Origin of the sequence: Psychrobacter sp. TB20-MNA-CIBAN-0197, assembly GCF_040309765.1 — a bacterium.
GTDB classification, from domain to species: Bacteria; Pseudomonadota; Gammaproteobacteria; order Pseudomonadales; family Moraxellaceae; genus Psychrobacter; species Psychrobacter submarinus.
This window is the reverse complement of the sequence record NZ_JBEOPC010000025.1, coordinates 21284-41849: the sequence shown is the minus strand read 5'-3', so window position 1 is coordinate 41849 and position 20566 is coordinate 21284. Positions and strand designations below refer to the sequence as shown.

15 protein-coding genes are annotated in these 20566 nt (G+C 39.6%); 11 read left to right on the top strand and 4 right to left on the bottom strand.

What is annotated here, in order from left to right; translation table 11 throughout:
• Positions 1-140: 140 nt before the first annotated feature.
• From AAEY83_RS09185 to AAEY83_RS09150, 8 genes are all read left to right on the top strand, one after another.
• On the top strand, positions 141-2921 hold the full coding sequence (locus AAEY83_RS09185; RefSeq protein ID WP_025643563.1) for a DNA methyltransferase: 2781 nt from the start codon (positions 141-143) through the stop codon (positions 2919-2921).
• A gap of 5 nt (positions 2922-2926) precedes the next feature.
• Positions 2927-3598, top strand: a complete 672-nt coding sequence (locus AAEY83_RS09180; RefSeq protein WP_156923929.1) for a hypothetical protein — start codon at positions 2927-2929, stop codon at positions 3596-3598.
• Between the two features lie 83 nt (positions 3599-3681).
• Complete coding sequence (locus tag AAEY83_RS09175; RefSeq protein WP_025643567.1) at positions 3682-5883, top strand: DEAD/DEAH box helicase; 2202 nt, start codon at positions 3682-3684, stop codon at positions 5881-5883.
• Complete coding sequence (locus AAEY83_RS09170) at positions 5837-7228, top strand: GIY-YIG nuclease family protein (protein ID WP_025643568.1); 1392 nt, start codon at positions 5837-5839, stop codon at positions 7226-7228. The genes AAEY83_RS09175 and AAEY83_RS09170 overlap by 47 nt, the downstream gene beginning before the upstream one ends.
• A 54-nt stretch (positions 7229-7282) precedes the next feature.
• The gene (locus AAEY83_RS09165) at positions 7283-7693 is read left to right on the top strand and encodes a DUF3293 domain-containing protein (protein ID WP_025643570.1); all 411 of its coding nucleotides are present in this window, start codon (positions 7283-7285) and stop codon (positions 7691-7693) included.
• A gap of 189 nt (positions 7694-7882) precedes the next feature.
• On the top strand, positions 7883-10639 hold the full coding sequence (locus AAEY83_RS09160) for a DUF8426 domain-containing protein (RefSeq protein ID WP_025643571.1): 2757 nt from the start codon (positions 7883-7885) through the stop codon (positions 10637-10639).
• Positions 10639-11928, top strand: coding sequence for an McrC family protein (locus tag AAEY83_RS09155; protein ID WP_025643573.1), 1290 nt, complete (start codon positions 10639-10641; stop codon positions 11926-11928). The genes AAEY83_RS09160 and AAEY83_RS09155 overlap by 1 nt, the downstream gene beginning before the upstream one ends.
• A 24-nt stretch (positions 11929-11952) precedes the next feature.
• A complete protein-coding gene (locus AAEY83_RS09150; protein WP_025643574.1) occupies positions 11953-12810 on the top strand; it encodes a DUF723 domain-containing protein in 858 nt (285 codons plus the stop codon).
• A 46-nt stretch (positions 12811-12856) separates the two neighbouring features.
• On the opposite strand, the gene AAEY83_RS09145 is transcribed toward AAEY83_RS09150, so the two are convergent.
• The 3 genes from AAEY83_RS09145 to umuC form a co-directional block, all read right to left on the bottom strand.
• Positions 12857-13060 carry a hypothetical protein gene (locus AAEY83_RS09145; protein WP_025643576.1) on the bottom strand — a complete coding sequence of 68 codons (204 nt, stop codon included), beginning with the start codon at positions 13058-13060 and terminating at the stop codon, positions 12857-12859.
• A gap of 85 nt (positions 13061-13145) precedes the next feature.
• Positions 13146-13571 carry a LexA family protein gene (locus AAEY83_RS09140; RefSeq protein ID WP_025643577.1) on the bottom strand — a complete coding sequence of 142 codons (426 nt, stop codon included), beginning with the start codon at positions 13569-13571 and terminating at the stop codon, positions 13146-13148.
• A complete protein-coding gene (gene umuC, locus AAEY83_RS09135) occupies positions 13572-14870 on the bottom strand; it encodes a translesion error-prone DNA polymerase V subunit UmuC (RefSeq protein WP_025643578.1) in 1299 nt (432 codons plus the stop codon).
• 434 nt (positions 14871-15304) lie between these two features.
• Here umuC and AAEY83_RS09130 point away from each other — a divergent pair, with 434 nt between their 5' ends.
• The 3 genes from AAEY83_RS09130 (at position 15305) to AAEY83_RS09120 (ending at position 18814) form a co-directional block, all read left to right on the top strand.
• On the top strand, positions 15305-16126 hold the full coding sequence (locus AAEY83_RS09130; RefSeq protein WP_025643579.1) for a S24 family peptidase: 822 nt from the start codon (positions 15305-15307) through the stop codon (positions 16124-16126).
• A gap of 444 nt (positions 16127-16570) precedes the next feature.
• On the top strand, positions 16571-16840 hold the full coding sequence (locus AAEY83_RS09125; protein ID WP_156923930.1) for a helix-turn-helix domain-containing protein: 270 nt from the start codon (positions 16571-16573) through the stop codon (positions 16838-16840).
• Positions 16841-16951: 111 nt separating this feature from the next.
• Positions 16952-18814 (top strand): DUF927 domain-containing protein, encoded by a 1863-nt coding sequence (locus tag AAEY83_RS09120; protein ID WP_025643581.1) that lies wholly within the window; start codon positions 16952-16954, stop codon positions 18812-18814.
• A gap of 837 nt (positions 18815-19651) precedes the next feature.
• On the opposite strand, the gene AAEY83_RS09115 is transcribed toward AAEY83_RS09120, so the two are convergent.
• A complete protein-coding gene (locus AAEY83_RS09115; RefSeq protein ID WP_025643583.1) occupies positions 19652-20566 on the bottom strand; it encodes a DUF7281 domain-containing protein in 915 nt (304 codons plus the stop codon).

Genomic DNA, 20566 nt, shown 5'->3' with positions numbered 1-20566 from the left:
GCGTATTAAATTAATAAGCAATAAAACACCATATCCACCCTATTTTTCAGAACACTTAAGCCTTCAAATACGATAAGATAGCGCTATAATTGCACATTAGCCTGCTAATTTACACCCGTAATTCATCGAAAGAGACCTCCATGGCATTTAACCAAACCCAGTTTTTTGAAGATTTAGAAAAATTAACCACCAAAGTCATTGATAAGAATAAACAAGACGACTTTATCTTTGATTTTCTAAAGCTACTCGATGTCTCGAAAACCACGATAACGGCACTTAAAAAGAACGATAGCCGTTTTAACGTTGCCGCCAATCCTGAAGCTGGCGAGGTTGCCAATAAGCATCGTATCTACTTTAAGCCTGTAGGTGCTGGTCAAGACCTTGCTAAAGCACTAACTGAGGTGATGAACAGCCCAATCATCAATCAGCACAAAATCCGCATGATGATGGTAACGGACTTCAATACTGTACTGATTAACGATACTAAGTATGATGAGACGCTTGACTGCGACTTTACCGATCTTTATAAAAACTACCACTTTTTATTGCCACTTGCCGGCCTAGAGCGTGCGCGTGAGTACTCAGAGCACCCAGCCGATGTGCAGGCATCAGAGAAAATGGGTCGTTTGTTTGACCACATCCGCAAGCTCAACGAGTTTAATACTGCTGATGACTTACATGCGCTCAATATATTTTTGACGAGACTACTGTTCTGCTTTTATGCCGAAGATACGGGTATCTTTAAGCCAGCTCAGTTCCATGATGTGATCGATGGCACTACCAATATAGATGGTAGCGATGTCGATAGCGTCTTATATGAGCTGTTTGACATTCTCAACTTACCTGAGTCTAGCGCTGAGCGCGATGCCAAACCCACCCATCTAAGCGCCTTCCCGTACGTCAACGGTAGCTTGTTTGAATATCCCTTTGCCATCCCGGAGTTCGATGCGCGTACCCGCCGTATCTTGCTAGAGTGCGCACGTTTGAGCTGGGCCGAGATTAACCCAGATATTTTTGGCTCCATGTTTCAAGCAGTGATTGACCCTGAGCAGCGTGGCAGCTTAGGACAGCATTACACCAGTGTTAGCAATATCATGAAGGTCATACAGCCCTTATTCTTAGATGAGCTACGTACAGAGCTAGACACAGTTATAGCGCTAAGTTATGACAATCGCCATAAGAATAATAAAGCCGAGCGCTTAGATACCCTACTTAAGCGTATCAGCCAAATCAAAGTATTTGACCCAGCTTGCGGATCAGGCAATTTTTTGATCATTGCTTATAAAGAGCTGCGTAAACTAGAGATTGATGTATTAAAAGCACAACGCGACTTACTTAAAAACTCTAAAGACAACTTGTTAGGTTTAAGCTTTGATAGTGTAGTCAGCTTAGATAATCTATATGGTATTGAGTATGACGACTTTGCCAGTCAAATAGCGCATTTATCACTTTGGCTCGCTGAACATCAGATGAATGTGTTGTTTGAGCAAGAATTCGGTGCATCAACCCCTATGCTACCTCTCAAAGACAGCGGGCATATCATTCATGGCAATAGCTTGCGTCTCGACTGGAATGAAGTATGTCCAAATAATGGCAGTGATGAGATTTATATTATTGGCAACCCACCGTTTGGGGGCACAACCAATAGAACTGATGAACAAGCTGAAGACATGAAAATTGTTTTTGGCAAAAAAACACTAAAGTATCTGGATTACGTTTCCTCATGGTTTTGGAAAGGTTCGCAATACATCGCTAACTCTAATGCTGAGCTTGCCTTGGTATCAACCAACTCGATTGCCCAAGGCGAACAAGTTGGCATGTTATTCCCTGATATTTTCGAATTAGGATTAAATATTAATTTCGCATACCAATCTTTTCCATGGCGCAATAATGCTAAGCATAATGCTGGCGTTCACGTAGTAATTATTGGACTATCTGCATTAAACCATCGAGATAAAGCTATATACAAACTTGTTAATAAAGTTTGGCATAGCGAATTAGTAGATAACATAAGCCCTTATTTAATCTCAGGTAGTAATACTGCTGTTATTGGATTAAGAGACCCAGTTCAAAAAAGACCGAAAATGTTATTTGGAAACAAACCTACTGACGGGGGGTTCTTGTTATTAGAAAATCATGAGAAGGAGGCACTTGAACGAAACGAACCATTCTCTAGTCAATATATTAAAAAGGTTGTAGGAGCTAAAGAATTTCTCCATAGTGAGCAAAGATGGTGCTTATGGTTTGAGGATGCCGATTTAGAAAAGTTAGCTAAATACCCTTTGATAAAATCAAGACTAGATAAGGTAAAAGTATTTAGAGAAGAAAGCAAAGCAGAATCGACAAGAGATTTTGCCAAATCCCCACATCTATTCAGACAAATAGCACAACCCAAGTCAGGAAACTATATCTTAGTTCCTGGGGTTACATCTGAACGTCGCCAATATGTGCCAATAGGTTTTTATAGTCATGAAGTTATAGCTACGAACCTTGTCAATATCGTTCCCAATGGAACAATATACGATTTTGCAATTTTAACTTCACTTATCCACAACGACTGGATGCGCTTAGTCACTGGGCGACTAGAGAGCCGTTACCGTTATACAAGCACTATCGTTTACAACACCTTCCCCTTTCCTGACGCCACGGATGAGCAGAACCAGCACATTGAAAGTCTTGCAGAAGAAATCCTACTTGCCCGTGCTAGTAATGCTGGCATGACTTTAGCAGAGTTATATGACCCTGATAAGATGCCTGATGATTTAAAGCAAGCGCATAGCACGTTAGACGACGCGGTGGACAAGCTGTATCGCCCGCAAGGCTTTGCCAATACCGAAGAGCGTTTGGCGCATTTACTGGCACGTTATGAGCAGCTTATCGAAGCGGAAAAGCAAAGTAAGACGAAAAAGAAAGCTAAGTAGCTTATTTGGCATTAACATCCATACCAAAACAATATCAAACCCCTTATAAAGAGCATTCTATTATGTTATCCAAAATCTTATCAAGCGCAGCAATTGCTGCCCTACTCGTGTTTTCTGCAGGTCAAGCATCAGCTGCATCGCAAAGTGATCTCATATCGCTAAAAGGCAAAAATGGTCAAGATCTTCCTGAAGGCGATATGTTTATATTGTTTGCATGGATGGAAGATGGCTGTATCGGTGATGGTCCCATTTATAGCTCTATCAATGAACATCATAATAAATTCATTGATAGCTCGATGAAAATGAAGACCCTTGCACAACCGAATGCAAATGATGAGATTTATGAGTTTTCTATAACTCCGCGCTCTCAATGGGCCCCTGGTTATAGCCCACTCATAAAGGATATCAGCATGCATACTAATTATGAATATACTGAATACCATATTAAATTTGCAGATGGTGTCAAATACCGAGAACAACCTATAACAGAGTATCAGTATAAGTTTAGACCTGAGTCAGAAGGTGGTGCACACGTCCTGAAGTTTGCCAAGAATGCAGACATGCAAAGCGTGTGGAAACACTTCAAAACACGTCAGACATCACACTGGATGGACGGTGTCTTTGATCAAAAGGCTGAGTTTGATCGTAATGATAATACGATAACTTGTGTCTACTAACTTCACACTATTGCTATGACAAATGAGCTTTATTTTTACGATGCTACAGCCTTATAAGCATCTCTACCTATAATGAATCTACTATGACTGCCACTGTTAATATCCTAAATCAAAATTACGCCCGCACGGGTCAAAGTAAACAGAACAACGAGTTTGGCATGCGTGAAATGCAGGCGCGTGCATTTGAAAAGCGTAAGAGCCAGTATTTGCTCATCAAATCGCCGCCAGCCTCTGGTAAGTCACGTGCCATGATGTTTTTGGCATTGGATAAACTTATCAACCAAGGTATCAAAAAGGTCATTATTGCCGTCCCAGAGATGAGTATCGGTAAATCCTTTAAATCAACAGCGCTCAGTGACTATGGTTTTTTTGCTGATTGGGAAGTGGCCGATCGTTATAACTTATGCTTAAGTCTCGCCCAAAGTGATACGCGCAAGACTGCGATATTCTCAGAGTTTATTACCCAAGATGTAGATGACAGCGCCCTACCCCAAGTATTAGTCTGCACCCATCATAGCTTTCGATATGGTTTTGACAAAGTGATTGAAGATGGCGGCAGTATTGAGCTATTTAACGATGTGCTAATCGGTATTGATGAGTTCCATCACGTGTCAGCGGATGACTCTAATCGCTTGGGTGCCATACTAGATGGCATTATGACGCAGACTAGCGCACACATTGTAGCGATGACCGGCTCCTACTTCCGTGGCGACTCCGTACCTATCTTGTCAGATAGCGATGAAGAAAAGTTCGATAAGGTAACTTACACCTACTACGAACAGCTGAATGGTTATGAATACTTAAAATCATTAGGGCTCGGCTATCACTTTTATAAAAAATCATTTTTTGATGCCTTAGATGAATGCTTGGATACCAGCAAAAAAACCATCATCCACATTCCTAACGTCAACAGTCTCACTGCTGAGACAGACAAGTATGAGACCGTTGGCCGTATCATAGATGTCATTGGTGAAGTTGAGTCTCGTGATGATATTACTGGTGTTATGACAATACGCGCACATGACGGTAAGCAATTGCTACTCGCAGATCTAGTGACTGATGACGCTATGCGGGCGAATACTCAGGCTTATTTAGCCGATATTACCTCTCGCGATCAGATGGATATCATTATTGCTCTTGGCATGGCAAAAGAAGGCTTTGACTGGGAGTATTGCGAACACGTATTGACCATTGGCTATCGAGGCTCTCTGACCGAGGTGGTGCAGATTATTGGCCGCTCAACACGCGATAGCAAGGGCAAACACCATGCTCAATTTACCAATCTAATCGCTGAGCCAGAAGCTGATAAATCTGAAGTCACAAGCTCTGTTAATGACTTATTAAAAGCCATTACTTTATCACTACTAATGGAGCAAGTGCTCAAACCTAACATCAACTTTAAACGTCGTAGTGAGCTGGATATATTAGGCAAGGCCGACTTGCCGGCAGGTACCATTGTCATTGACGATACAGTAAACCCTCCCTCCGATCGAGTCATGAAGATACTCAACCAAGACCGTGATGAGATATTGGCGCAGTTAGCCCAAAATACAGAGAACATAAAAAAGTATATCGCTGCTGAGACCAATAACGTAGAAACAGAAGCCGTATCAGATACCGTTATTCCAAGTATTATTCGTAGTAAATACCCAGCGCTGGATACCAATGAAGTACGGCAAGTGCAAGAAGGTGTCATGCAGTATATGGCTATCAACCGCCAAGGTGGCGTGGTTGAGGGTAAGGATATTCCTGAAGATGCCATCATCGAAAATGAACGATTTTTCGTTAAGCAAGGCACTGAATATGTCGATATCGCCACTCTAAACGCTGAACGGAAAGGTCAGCTCAATGAAAGTGACATTATCAAAGAGCGCCACCTGCCAGCTGACGCAAAAATTTACAACCCTAACGCCAAATCAAGCAGTAGCAACGACTCGAACCCTAGCAACGGCTTTGTGAAGGTTGGCAGTAAATTTGTCAACGTAAATAACCTTCCTATCGATCTTGTGCGCTCCGTCAACCCCTTTCATGATGCGTATGAAGTTCTCTCTAGGACAGTGGACAAAGAAGTATTGCAAACCATTAATGACGTTGTGCATGCCAGCCGTTCTACTGTTACTGAGGAAGAAGCGGTCCTGATGTGGCCAAAGATCGTTGCATTTATGAAAAATAAAAATCGTCAACCTAGTAAAAACTCAGAGGACGCTATCGAGCGACGTATGGCTGAGGTTATCACTTATGTCAGAAACCAAAAAGCCAAGCGAGAAGCCAATAGTCATGATTAAACTCGATGAGATCTATCAAAGTCGTGATTACAAAACGCTAGACGATATTTTTATCAATGACAGTACTGGTCTACTTGATGATATTAAGCCTACTACCAAAAGCACAGATACTAATAGTGTTTTAGCGCAGCAGTTTGACACTATCAACCTTTTTATCGATCAACAGGGACACGTGCCTAGTAGCAGTGCCAGCGACATTAATGAAAAGATACAAGCTCGCCTGTTAGCGACCATACAAACCAACCACGCAAACTCGCAAGAACTGCTAGCTTTAGATAGACATGGTTTATTAACTGCTCAAAGGGCGGCCTCTACCCTATCTGACGACAAACCGACCCTCTCAGACAAAAGTATAAGTAATAAGAACAGTGAGTCTGAAAAGACAAATAGCGCTGGCACTGAAAAAGCTGAGCCGGTAGTTGAGGCTGTTAGCGAGCCTCCTGTGATTAATAGTCTAGATGATATTTTTAACAGTGATGACCTAGGGATTTTTGACAATATTCACTCTGAAATCCTAATCAGTGATCATAAGGCTAATACACGTGCCAGCTATGATCAATATAATGACGAAGATATAGCCAGCCGGTTTGAGTGTAAGGACTTTTATAAGTTTGAGGCAACCTTTGAGCGTATATCTAAAGCCATTCAAACGGGTGCTTTTACTAAAACCAACTTTTCATCAGTGAAAGATATCAACATTGGCAGCGTATTTGTTTTAAACGGCATGCTTTGCTATGTGGCTAATATTTATAAAGCAGAGGCCAGAAAGAATACCCGTAGCCAAGAGAGATTACGCTTAATATTTTCTAATGGTACAGAGTCCAATATGCTCACACATTCATTGGCTACTGCTCAATATAAATACGAAAACAGCTATCAGCTATTAATTACTGATCCTGACTGGATGGATGATGAGCTCGCCAAAAACTTTGGGGACGAGCGACAACTTACCGGTGTCATTTATGTTGCTAAGCTGACTGAGACCCCAAGTGATTTAGCGCATTATAAACATCTGCACAAAATTGGCTTCTCAACCCTTACAGGAGAAGCGCGCACTAAGCACTCAATTAAGGATACCGCTTTCTTGCAACAGCCCGTAGATATCATAGCTGAATGGCAAGTCTATGATGCCAATGCTCGTAGTGTGGAAAGTGTCTTGCATGCCTTCTTCTATGATCAAAGAGTGAAAGTATCCTTAAAAGCAGTAGATGATAATCTTTACAAGGTAACCGAATGGTTCAACGTTCCTCTAGATGAAATCGAAAAAGCCATTAACTTAGTTATCGCTGGTGACATTAAAAACTATCGCATGGATGGTGCGGCTGGCAAGGTGGTTATGAAGTGACTATCGCTTTGTATTTTCATTAACGACTTAAACTATTATTTTAGCGAGCAAGCTATGTTAGATCCTTCCCTTATAGAAGCTTATCATCAAACCGATTATCACTTTCGCGACACCTTTTTTAATATTGGTGAGCTTTCCTCAAAAGCTGCCTCTCTTTTGCAGCAATTCGCTCCTGCCGGCGGGTTATTTATTACGGCTTGGAACCCGTTAGGAGAAGAGCTTACGGTTGAAGACAACCAAAAAGCTAATCAAACCTTGAAAGAAAAACTACTTAAACTAGGTCTAAATGTGACTGACGGCTACGGTATAGGTAAGGATGGTAAGTGGCGAGAAGACAGCTTCTTTACTTATCCGATAGATGAAGAAACCAGCCTCAAACTGTGTTGTCACTTCAGCCAAAATGCCGTGGTCTATGTCAGCTCTAATGGAGTACCTGAGTTACTACTACATCCTAAGTTTTCTTAATATTTAAGAGATCAGCTATTAAACACCTAAAGCAGTTTAGCCTTCAAACCGCATTTGGGTGAAGCACATGAAGATTGTATCGACTACGTGATAATGAGTCAGTTCTATATAGCTCAATCTAGTCTAATACATCCTTAATAAACAATATCAACTTTCACTATAAACTATTAAATACTAACGGAATTATCAATGGAAATAATAACAGTCACAGAGGGCGACTACGAATCCCCAACCTTTGTTACCAAAGATGAATGGAAGCAAGTACTGTCTAACAAAGACATATTGAAGCGCAGCTACATAGACGCCTTAATAGCTTTTTATTTAGAACCTGAACATAAATCCACCTGCAAAGCTCTTGGCGATAAATACGAGCTGCATCACAATACTTTCAACGGCGCTATCACCCAGTTCGGCAAGCAAGTCCAAAAAGAGCTTAATAGATTCCAAATCGTCAGTAATGACGGTAGTCAAATCTATTGGCGAATAGTCATGACTGGCAGATATGACTCTAGCAATTTTTTTGAGTGGACAATGCGAGATGAGCTGGTAGAGGCGATGAAAGATTTAAACTTTGTGGACAACAACTATAAAGATATGGAGATGACATTAAGTCAAAATAAACAATATGAATTTACTTGGATACCAGCCTTCAAAGCAATTTCGGATTGGCTAGTTGACTTTGAAGACAAGCAAGAGGATTTAGTCGATATCCTCATAGAGATTGGGGTAAATAATGGCCTTCAGGATCAGTTATTAAAAAATGAGAAAAGTAAAGTTAAGGTCATGGACCCCTTCTCATTCTTTTCATTAATAATGAAATACGGCGAAGCTCGAAGCCTTCGAACTCTTACTAGGTTACTTACTAAGCTAGAATTACAAAGTCTTATACCAACTGATTTAAATGGTTTGCCTAGATCAAACCCACAGAAAGTATGGATGTTTCCATACGGTTATATAAGAAAGCCTGAGTATATCCCTATGCTTTGGAAGATATTTCACCAAGCACGTGATCGTAATGTTGATGGGGATTTATTCGACTCTGCCATGCAGATTCCTGGTACCGCTTTCACTAAACTTACCCAAAATTTATTTTACATAGACCCATCAAATTACTTGCCTGTTGATAGTCAAACTCGTCCTTGGCTCATCTCTAAGAGCATTGATGCCCCTAAAGACGGTTGGCATAATTATCAAGAAACCATGCATAACGTAGCCTCGAAAACCGATCAAACTTTCTATGAAATTTCGTATGAAGCATGGCTATTAAATAAAAATAAAGCTAAAACCTCTCATACTGTTTCATCCAAAAGTACTGAATATGAGATCGATGACGATTATATACCACAACCTTTAAACCGTATCTTATACGGTCCTCCTGGTACAGGTAAAACTTATAAAACGACAGAACTTGCTGTAGAGTGTGTTGATCCCGAATGGTATCAAGCATTGGTACTTAAAGACCTAGCAGATGATGAAAAGCGTATCCTGCTGAAGCAAAAGTATGATGAGCTAACTAGCAAAGGGCGCATTGCATTCACAACCTTTCATCAAAGCTTTGCCTATGAAGACTTTGTTGAGGGCATTAGACCTACCGTGAATAAAGGACCTGACAATCAATCAATAATCAGCTATGACGTTATACCAGGTATCTTTAAGAGTATATGCAGTTTGGCCGATACCAATGCGAAAGAAAGAACTGGATCAACGCAGTCAGTTAATATTGATGGTAAGAAAATTTGGAAGTTGTCCCTTGGTAATACACTAGAAGATGAGGGTGAAGATATTTTCAATGAGTGTATTGAGAATAACTATATCCTTCTTGGCTGGGGCGAAGATATTAACTTTACAGGGTGTGAAAATAGAAAGCAGGTCGTTTCAAAGTTTGAGTCGACCCGTAACATCTCTCTTGCGGATGACCCTTACAATTATCTAGCAACTGCCGTTAATAGCTTTAAGAACGTCATTAAAACTGGTGACCTAGTAATTATCTCCGATGGTAATCATAAATTTCGTGCAATAGCAGAGGTAACTGGAAATTATGAATTCCTAGACTTGTCTGATCGTATTGGCTATCAACAGTCAAGAAAGGTTAAATGGCTACGAGTATATGAAACAAGCCTTCCTAAAGAAAAACTGTTTGAAAAATCCCTGTCTCAAATGACTTTGTATAACCTTAAAGACAGTACGATTAACCGAGACAAACTTAAAGAGCTACTTACTGTTCATTCAACTGAAAGCGCAGTTAATAAACCTCATTTAATCATAATCGATGAGATAAACAGAGGTAATATTTCGCGTATATTTGGTGAGCTCATCACACTATTAGAACCTGATAAACGTAAAGACGGGAGCGATGCACGCGAAGTTACGTTGCCCTATTCTAAGGAGAAGTTTTCAGTACCCTCAAACCTATACGTACTTGGTACGATGAACACTGCGGATAAATCGTTGGCGCAAATTGACTTCGCACTCCGCCGCAGGTTTGAATTCATTGAGTTGCTACCAGAACCTTCGCACTTGAAGGAAGTTAACGTTCATAATGTTCCAGTTTCTGAAATACTTGAAGTGATAAATCAACGTATCGAAGTATTATTAGATCGAGAGCACACCATAGGTCATGCTTACTTCTGGTCACTTATGGACCTACAATCAGATGAGGAAAGAGCAGAAGAGCTTGCCAATATATTTGAGAACCGTATTATTCCTTTATTACAGGAGTATTTCTTCTCAGATTGGGAGCGTATTGGCTGGGTGCTTAATGACCCTGCAAAAGATAGCAATGATAGATTCATTCAAGTTGATAACTTAACACCCGATGTTAAATCGCTGTTTCATGATAGTGTGACTGACCAAATTATGGATAGACGTTATCGTATCAATAATGAGGCTTTTAATCGTGCCAAAGCCTATGCAGGGATTATCCCTGCTGATCTACAGGCTGAGTAATGCTAAAACATATTCAGGTCAGAGAATACGCGAGGCTCACTACTGACACCTCGGTTAGTCCTACCCCAGATGTAGCGGTCATAAAACCCGATACTTTTAAGTGGCTAGTGAGCTTAAGCGAGCAGCCAAATTCTGGTAGATTTATTAGCTTTGAAAAATCTGACCGCCTGAGGCTGCACTCTTATGTAGGGTATCTGCAGAGCCCTGCTGGTGAGGGTATAGAAGTATTACCTAAGATAAGTAATTCAGAGTATGACCCACAGAATGGTAGAGCTGTATTATGTAAGATGCTGTGCTCAGCGCTGAACCTCCCCTACAAAGAAGTTCATGCAGCTCAGCTCACACGCATGAACTTGCCCATACATGAATGGATTTATCATCAATTCTTAACCCAACTAAACGGATTGGTTGCTTCAGGCTTGCGCTTTGACTATCTAAGAGTCGAAGAGGAAAGTAAGTTCATACGTGGTCAGTTAAATGTAACTGCTCAGCAGCGTCAACCTGCTGAGCGTGCGCACCTGTTCCATATAAGACACGATATCTACCATCCCAATCGTTTAGAAAATCGTCTTATAAAGACTGCACTAGATTACATTCAAGATAACTGTCGTAGTCCTGAAAACTGGCGTCTAGCAAATGAGCTATCGCATATTTTAAGCCCAGTTAAAAGCCTTGCTAACCCTATGAAGCTAATGGCTAAATGGTCGAACAGCAAAACCCTACATAACTATCAGGCTATCAAGCCTTGGTGCGAGCTCATTTTGGAAAAAATGAACCCTCACTTCCAAAAAGGCTCATACAGAGGTATCTCTTTACTGTTTCCAATGGAACGCTTATTCGAAGAACACGTTGCTGCTTGTCTGAAAAAAATGGTTAAGTTTCCATGGCAGCTTAAAACTCAAGCCTCTAGCAGGTATATGATTGAAGCTGGAGATAAACTATCTGATACAGATAAAAACCGCTTCTATTTAAAACCTGACTTACTGATTACTCATCAGGGTGAGAATCGTTACGTAATGGACACAAAATGGAAGTTAATTGATAGCTCTAATGGCGAAAAAAACTTTGATCTGAGCCAAAATGATATTTATCAAATGTTTGCCTACGGGCATAAGTACCTATCTGGCAGTGGTGATTTGATGCTGATTTATCCTAAGCACGAGAAGTTTATCCTACCCATGCCTTACTTTAGGCTAGATAAAAGCCTACGACTTTGGGTCGTTCCCTTCTGTATAGAGTCTGATAGATTGGTTGATGGAGAATGGATAGATTATTTTTTAATATTGTAAATAGATATGTTAGGACATGACGCAATGACTCAGCATAACGATACCTTAATACAAGTTGAGATACCGCAAGCCATATGTAATAACTGTGACCAAGGTAGAGAAGCTTCAAAGCATATACCGAATGCCTCTCCTGTTTGCTGGATTTGTGAGGCGAGCATAATATATTTAAGAAAAGCCAACAAACAATGGGGGAAACGTTTTGATTACTCGAAAGAAGAGAAAAACCCTAAGTTTTTTGACTTACACTTAAAGTGCAATATCTGTAAAACAGAATTCATTACAAACCCAACCATGCATTTGGATAGTAAATATGGTGGGTGTAAAGAGTGTGATAGGCGTGCAAGAGCTGCTAATTTTATAACAAAAGCTCAAGCGGTTCATGAAGGAAACTATATTTATGACCAGGACTTAAACTTTAAAAGCCAAGCCAAGCACGTAACAATAAAGTGCATTAAACACGGCTCCTTTACACAGAAAGGTAAAAGACACTTAAATGGCCATGGCTGTCCTGAATGTGGTAAGGAAAAATCAGGAGGATGGACCAGAACTGACTTTATTAATCAGTGTGAACGTAAGAATAATGGAACCGCTATTTTTTATTTAATTGTCTGCGAAGGCAATAACGAATTGTTTTTTAAGATAGGCATTACCTCAAACAGTGTGAAATCTAGATTTAGTGGTGGTCAAATGCCTTATCGTTATGACTCACTACTTGAATTAAAAGGCACTGCAGGTGCTGTTTATGATCTAGAAAAAAAGATGTTGAGGCTAAACAAAGCCAACCGCTACAATCCACAGATTTGGTTTGGAGGCGTTACAGAATGCTTTTCCGACTTAACCTTACTATCAAAAGAAACGTTAGGTATTAATTGGACATTATAAAGGCACTAATGGTTTAATCTTTTAAATCCACTATTCATATAAACAACTATATCTCTAAATGCGGCGCTTGTGACTGTCTGATCCGCTGATCTGACCTCTCCCGAATATCCTTACCCCAATTCGTTGCTCTTGCAGACACCAGCTGACGGTAGTTCTCATCCTCGCTCATTTGTATGGCGTTTAGTGCTGATCTGTCTACCCATCCTTGTACCAAATCACTAGATTCACTTTGCTCTGTTTTATCAGTCATTGCTTTGCTCCCTTGATTGACGTTAATAATGCTCGTTACTACTGTGTTATCTGCTATAAATCTGACCGTACTTATCACTCTACCCTCACCGCTTAAACCGTCTAATGCTGCTCGCTACCACACCGAACAATTCAAGCGACCCTTTAACCACAATATCAGCATAATTCTCATTATGCGCTCTCAGTATGATGTGCTCACCCAGTATCAATTGCTTAGCCGTAAAGCCATCATCTATCAGCGCAATCACAATGTCTTTATGACAGGCTGTCAGTGAGCGATCAACGATTAAGATGTCATTGGGGTAGATGCCGATATTGACCATACTGTCCCCTTCCACTTCAACCAAATATGTCGATGCAGGATGGCGTATGAGCAGTGTGTTTAAATCAATACAGTTTTGCACATAGTCAGTGGCTGGGCTTGGAAAGCCCGCTTTGACCTTATCACTGTACAACGACAGTAATACTGTTTCACCTTCATTGGTGAGCTTACCAATTATTTTGACCGTCATCTAATGCACCTTAGGCAACTGATTGATATTGGTGGTATAGCATGGCGATAGCATATTACGGCTCATCTGCCACGACTGCTTACCTTTAATACCTTCACTAGCGATAAACACCGCCGCTTGCTGATTGCTGTTCTGTCCGTACTTTTTATTGAGCGCATCCATGATGGCAGTGACTTCTGTGCTTTTCTTTTTATCCTCACTAGCTGCTTTGTCTTCTGCAAACAAATCAAGCTGTACCTCATCATGCTGGCAAATACCAAGCAGCATCACACCCGCTTTCGCGTAGCGTACCTTTTCTTTATAGATAACCTTTAGTACTTGCCTAGCAGCGGTGACCATCACTCTGGTGTCTGCTGTAGGCGTGATGAAGTGATAGTCGCCAGAGATAGAGACATAAGGCTCGTTCTTACTAAAGGGGCTGTTCTTAGCAAAGACCGTGATATAAGCACAGACGCTGTCTTGCTGTCGTAGTTTACTGGCAGCTTTTGCCACATGAGTACAGATAGACTCACTAAGTGCTTGCTGATCTATGATACGCTCAGAGAAAGAGCGTGAGGAGATGATTTGCTTTTTGGGCGCTATGCTGTCAATACCCAGACAGGACTGACCGTTTAGCTCTAAGCAGGTGCGCTCGAGTACCACGCCGAAGTGTTGCCTTATCTTTCCAGGCTCACAGATGGCTAACTGGTAGACGGTATGGATACCCATCTCATTGAGCCTAACCTTATAACGACGACCCACACCCCATAACTCACCGACATCGGTTATCTGCATGATGCGGCGTATCCATCTGATATTATCTAACACGCAGACGCCTTTGGTGGCGGGATACGTCTTAGCCGCATGATTGGCAAGCTTTGCCATGGTCTTAGTAGTGCCAATACCGACACCCACTGGAATACCCGTGTGCATCTCGACAATGGCTTTAAGCTTATGCCCGTAAGCACTGAGATCTTGCATGGCAGCAGGATAGTCAGCTAAGTATAAAAAGGCTTCATCGATTGAATACACCTCGACCGTTGGACAGAGGGTCTCAAGTGTCATCATGACACGCTGGGAGATATCAGCATAGAGGGTGTAGTTGGAACTAAAGACAGTGATGTTATTGTGCTCACAGAAGTCTTTGACTTGAAAGTACGGTACACCCATCTTAATACCCAATAGCTTTGCCTCAGGTGAGCGAGCAACGACGCAACCATCATTGTTAGACAACACGACCACAGGCTTGTCCTTTAGATCAGGACGAAAGAGCTTCTCACAGTTGGCATAAAAGCTGTTGCAGTCGATGAGCGCATACATGGCAGTCTCGGCTTATTGTCGGCATAAAAAAGGTAAATCCAAGCACTTAAATATTTGTGAATGAATATGCCTTTGATTGTAGAGACAGCGGCTTGAACAATTCAAGGGCAGATGTGAGTAATGCGACGATGGGTGTCGTGAGGTTTTTAGGTAGAATGTTTAAACTAAACAAAACGTCTTCACATTCTATTAGGGTTTGAACCCTAGATTTACCATTTTGCTAGCAGTTGTTATGTTTCTACAATCTCTGTCGCTATCTCAAACTAGTAGAAAGATAGAACACAGTCAACTTAATAGCAAAAAATCAAGCCATTTAATCATCTACTGTGAACAGCATAAATAAACGCAGTGAAGTATGCATCAAATACTTGTTTCCTAGTATAGAGAAACACTGTTATAATGTTTCTCTATACTAGGAAACAAGGGGTTATTAAATGCATTCTAATTCAGAATCAACTATGTCCGAGCGACTTAAAGAACGTATGAAGCAGAAACGCTTAAGACAAATCGATATATCTAAAGCCATTGGTGCATCGCGAGGAACGGTATCCAAATGGCTATCAGGTGACGCTGAGCCCAATCACGAATATACGTTGCGTTTGGCAGAAGTTTTTGATGTTCATCCAGACTGGATCAGAGAGGGTGATAATTACTACGCTACTTATGATGATCTAGATGACATGGAAAATGCGCTTAAAAAAGAAAATAGAGATATGTACCTTAATGAGTTAAAGCTTAAAAACAATGTTCCTTATAGCATTAGATACTTAGAGGAACTATATGATAAATTCAATGAAGAGCGTTTTAATGAGATGCAACAGGAAATGGAACAAAACTATGAAAAAGAAACGGGGATATTTGAAGACATGCCTAAAGAATCAGATTTCTTAGACTATCTTACCGAAAATCAAAGAAAATCAGTAAACTTTTTATCTAATATCGCGGAAGTAGCAGGTGCGGATATAAATAAGACAATTTATGTTACTTTAGAGGATGACAGCATGTCTCCTATAATTCGTCGCAAGGCTGAATGTGCCATAGATACTAGCAAACAAACTATAAAAGACGGAAGAGCATATTATTTCAAACATGAATTGGTTCACCGTATTAGAATACTTCATAAAAATCCAGACGGAGGATTACTAATTCGTAGTCAAAACAAAGAGTTTGGTGAGGAAATCATCAATGCTAGAGATATAAGTAAAATAAAAATTCTTGGCTGGGTGTATTCATGGACTAATATAGACACATGGTAGATACCACTCTTCTTACATAACGCTCAACTGAATAACATGGTTCAGCTAACTATTATTCACAATAATAAATCTTAAGTGAACTTAATAACGACCACCTAATAGGTGGTTTTTTTACGTATAGTCAAAATATCCTAAAAACGCTACGCTATTGCTGATATCAATTTTTTTTAGCCTCTGTCTGCGTAGGTACAGCAAGCAAGAAAAACTGATATCAGCAGCGCGTGATGTATCGAAATTACTTTTCACTGACTATATATACAATTAAACCAACTTTTTCCAGTATCTCCCGATTCCTCTTCATTAATTTTTATTTCCTTCGAATATACATTGCGCAGCGTATTTATATGTTGTATATTACGTTTATGCAAGTTTATTTTAATTTATATAGATTTATCATAGTTTATTGATATTTATCTATTAACAGCTTTCTAGCAGGAGATAAAAATGACTCAGAAAAAACCATGGTCGCAGTACACTGATGAAGAAAAGAGGTCGATGAAAAATGCAGTTGTAAATGCGCCTGCCAGTACTCCATTCTCTCCAAATTATGCAGCCTGCTACATTGGAAAGTCGCCAAGTTCATTACAGTATATGCGCTGCCATAATTCGAACGGAATTGTATACAGTAAGGTTGGCGGGCATGTCATTTATAGAAAAAGGCATCTTGATGAGTACCTTGATAGATGTGAAAAGTCTTTTACAGCTCATTACTAGCTTAAAGGAGTTTGAAAAGGTATCAACACCCACCCTTCAATTTTCTTTTAAAGAGAATAGAAGTTTTACAGTTATGAACTATATAGTTCATATATCAAAGGAAAGATTATTATGACTAAGAGCAATCAAGATAGTGTAATAGCTTTTGATAAAGATGAAGAAGCCGCTGAGCTCGTTAACTCGGCAAAAGAAAACCTGTCCACTCTGCAAAGTGGACAGGTAAATCAAACGTTACTGACAGATGATCTTCGTAAATCATCTTCTGCTATTGTAGCAGAAGATAATCTTAGTACGCTAGCTATGAAATATGATAAAGGGTACATCAAGCAATGTATCGATGGCTTGTACTATATTGTTGACAATAAAAATGGATCGAAGCCTAAGAGAGAAAAGATTTGCTCCCCTATCAAAGTCGTAGCTCGTAGTCGAAATGTTGACCATTCACAATGGGGTATAGTTTTAGAGTGGTTAGACAAATCAAATACGTTGCACACTTGGTCAGTACCGATAGAATTAATACAGAGTGATAGTCGTAAGTATCGTAGGGAGGTGGCTCGAAGAGGTTTAGTTGTATCAACGAAAAAGAATTTACAAGATGCTTTAGACTTTTACCTAAACAATCATCCAATTGAAAGCTTGTTTGTTTTTACTAATAAGGTTGGATGGCATGACAACGTTTTTGTTACGCCTGATAGAGTCTATGGAAAAACAAATGAAAAAATCATTTATCAACCAGAGAGCTCATTAAATCACGGATATAGTCAAAAAGGTACTCTAGAAGAGTGGCAAGAAAATTTGTGCTCTCCACTAGGTGTTCAAAGTAGATTAAATTTTGCTATCAGCTGTGCATTTACTGGTCCACTACTCAAAATCTTAGATATCGAAGGCGGTGGCTTTCATATGCTAGGTAAATCTAGTATTGGAAAATCACTTAGTTTATACGTAGCAGCTAGCGTTTGGGGCAAAAGAGACTATGTTAAAAACTGGAATACAACTAAAAATGCCGCTGAATACTTAGCAGCTATGTGCAACGATGGTATTTTAATTATGGATGAAATTAGTCAGGCTGAGAAAAACTCATTAGAGGACATATTTTATATGCTTTCAAATGGAATGGGTAAAAGCAGGAGTACCGCTGATGGAGGTAATAGAGTCGTGCAAACTTGGCGAATCTTACTTTTATCAAGCGGTGAAGAAACACTACAGTCTATGCTCAGGCACTCTAATAAACGACATAACCCTGGTATGGAAGTCCGGTTATGTCATATTGATGCTGACGCAGGAAAAAATTTAGGTATTTTCGATAGTTTGGTTTTAGCCACTACCCCTGAAAAACAAGCAGATATATTGACAAAACTAACGAATCAGTATTATGGGACTGCTGGTACTAGTTGGCTAAATTATATTACTCTAAATAAAGATTCAGTAATCACCGAAGCAAACCACATAATTGAAAAATTTATGCATGATTACAGTCATGTTAAATCTCAGGCTTACAGAGTTGGCAAACGGTTTGCAGTTGTTGCTGCTGCTGGCGAGCTAGCTACAAAAGCCGGCATTACAGGTTGGCAGGATGGACAAGCCTCGACTGCAGCAAAAATATGCTTTGACAACTGGATTGATAATTATGGGCATGATGGCAAACAAGAAGACCGAAAAATAATTGGTCAGATTGCTGGTTATCTGGAAAAATATGCAGGTAGTCGTTTCCAGATTGTTGGTAACTGTAGGCAAAAAATCAATAAACAATCTGGCTATTATAAATCGGATGATGACCTCTATCTTTTTGGCACCGAAACATTCGAAGAAATATGCCTTCCTTATAGCAAACAACAAGTCCTTAATGTTCTAAAAGACCACGACTTAGTCAAGTACAATGAACCAAAACGAGTTACTTTGAAGCTTAACAATAAACATATTAAAATTGGTCGCGCTCATGCTGTTAGAGGTCAAATCATGCGCTATGATATTTGATATATCTTAAGGCAGTGTTTAATATACTGTTAAGTTAATCACTAGTAAATACTAATACAGTATAAGCACTTAATTTTTTGATTCTCTAAGATTATATCTTGGAGAATCATTTTTGCTATCCGAAATAATTGTTTTAATTTTAGATCTTTGTATCACGGTAACCATGCCTTCTTCCCTATTCTTGTTTCCATAATATCTTTTTATTATTATCTATTACAGTAGCCCGAACTCTTTTATGACGATGACCTATAATAACATTTGTATATAGATTACCGATTTCGTATCTATTTCTATAAAAGGACTTTATAGATATCAGTACTTACATTACGCATAAATATACTGGGAACTTCGGGAACTTCGGAAAAATCTCACTTTTTCAAACTATGTATAAACTATACGAGGCCTTTAATCTCCTATCTTATTAGAGATAATATAACTCTTTCCATCTCACGTAGGTAGTTCCCAAGATCTTCGTTCTAAAATGAGGAACTGAATAAAAAAATTGTGCCCCGTGGTTTATATTGGTGCAAAGTCGCGACTGCCATTATTTGAATTTCCGTCATTACAATAGTATAGCCAATACTTTATTTGCTTTAGTATCTGAACTCAGTTAATGTAAAAGCTCAATATAATTAAAATATTCAACCTTAATTAATAAAAAATGAATATATCTCATGTGTAGAAGTATATCGAACAATTCAATAGCGTTATAAAGCTATTAGAACTATCAGCTTAGAGTTTAAGTAACTCCGTACCCTTAGTGACTCAAGGCTATGAGAGCTTTAGATGGATTAGTTAGGTGGACTGTTTAAACTTATGCTTTTCTTAAAGAGCCAATTATTCTCTACTCACAATCTCAAGCTTCACCTCGTGCGCCATCAAAGCCTCTTGAGTGACCGCCAGAAACCTATCTTTCATATCATTCATATATGGCTGTAATACTGAGTCCTTAATAGTAGTAGCAGACTGTTTTTCACGCTCCGCTATTTTATTTAGCTTTAATAAGCTCTGATTGTGCCTAGCCTTTTTGGGCAAAATATAGCCTGCGGCTTTGATACGTTCAGCAATAACTTCGGCCAATTGCAAGCCTGCTAAATCATAATCCGCAAAGATATATTTAGGACAGCTTAAGCGTGATATCTCTGTTGCGACACTATAGATGTTTTTATCATCGTGTCCTCTGTAGATAAGTAATACAATTCCATTATTGCTTACACCCTCTATTGAGCTTAAATGAGAGTCAGTGAACTCAGTAAAAGATGCAAAGTTTTCAATCACTACAATTGTATCTATGTCCCAATTTGAAATATGGTTTATATGCACACCTAAATAAGACCGTAATGGTGTTGATTGATTAGCGAAGTGGTCTGTTGTCTGACTTAGCGTCTCTGCACTACCTAATAAGCGACATAGAAGAAACCCCTGTGTTGGCGATCTACTCAATATTTTCTCGTCAACCATTATCGTACTATTTTCTAATCGTCCTTTTTGGGATAAATCTTCAATATCATCTGAAATAAGGTTAAAGCCCGTTCCAGCTTCCACTAAATTAATAATGCTTTGCCAACCTATATCAGAAAGGTATATCTTTTTGCCTGCTGAATATCCAATCGTCTTATCATACTGACACAACATATAAAAAATATTGTCTTCATTACGGTACGTGAATACCTTCGTGCGTTTGAGCAAACCATCACGTAAGGTTTTCAATGTTCGTTTTTGAGCTAACTTATTAGCAAGTCTTGGCTCCAT

What these genes read in the sequence shown, in the direction of transcription:
- AAEY83_RS09185 (WP_025643563.1), top strand. Translation starts at nt 141, where the DNA reads ATGGCATTTAACCAAACCCAGTTTTTTGAAGATTTAGAAAAATTAACC.
- AAEY83_RS09175 (WP_025643567.1), top strand. Translation starts at nt 3,682, where the DNA reads ATGACTGCCACTGTTAATATCCTAAATCAAAATTACGCCCGCACGGGT.
- AAEY83_RS09170 (WP_025643568.1), top strand. Translation starts at nt 5,837, where the DNA reads ATGTCAGAAACCAAAAAGCCAAGCGAGAAGCCAATAGTCATGATTAAA.
- AAEY83_RS09165 (WP_025643570.1), top strand. Translation starts at nt 7,283, where the DNA reads ATGTTAGATCCTTCCCTTATAGAAGCTTATCATCAAACCGATTATCAC.
- AAEY83_RS09160 (WP_025643571.1), top strand. Translation starts at nt 7,883, where the DNA reads ATGGAAATAATAACAGTCACAGAGGGCGACTACGAATCCCCAACCTTT.
- AAEY83_RS09155 (WP_025643573.1), top strand. Translation starts at nt 10,639, where the DNA reads ATGCTAAAACATATTCAGGTCAGAGAATACGCGAGGCTCACTACTGAC.
- AAEY83_RS09150 (WP_025643574.1), top strand. Translation starts at nt 11,953, where the DNA reads ATGACTCAGCATAACGATACCTTAATACAAGTTGAGATACCGCAAGCC.
- AAEY83_RS09145 (WP_025643576.1), bottom strand. Translation starts at nt 13,060, where the DNA reads ATGACTGATAAAACAGAGCAAAGTGAATCTAGTGATTTGGTACAAGGA.
- AAEY83_RS09140 (WP_025643577.1), bottom strand. Translation starts at nt 13,571, where the DNA reads ATGACGGTCAAAATAATTGGTAAGCTCACCAATGAAGGTGAAACAGTA.
- umuC (WP_025643578.1), bottom strand. Translation starts at nt 14,870, where the DNA reads ATGTATGCGCTCATCGACTGCAACAGCTTTTATGCCAACTGTGAGAAG.
- AAEY83_RS09130 (WP_025643579.1), top strand. Translation starts at nt 15,305, where the DNA reads ATGCATTCTAATTCAGAATCAACTATGTCCGAGCGACTTAAAGAACGT.
- AAEY83_RS09125 (WP_156923930.1), top strand. Translation starts at nt 16,571, where the DNA reads ATGACTCAGAAAAAACCATGGTCGCAGTACACTGATGAAGAAAAGAGG.
- AAEY83_RS09120 (WP_025643581.1), top strand. Translation starts at nt 16,952, where the DNA reads ATGACTAAGAGCAATCAAGATAGTGTAATAGCTTTTGATAAAGATGAA.
- AAEY83_RS09115 (WP_025643583.1), bottom strand. Translation starts at nt 20,566, where the DNA reads ATGGAGCCAAGACTTGCTAATAAGTTAGCTCAAAAACGAACATTGAAA.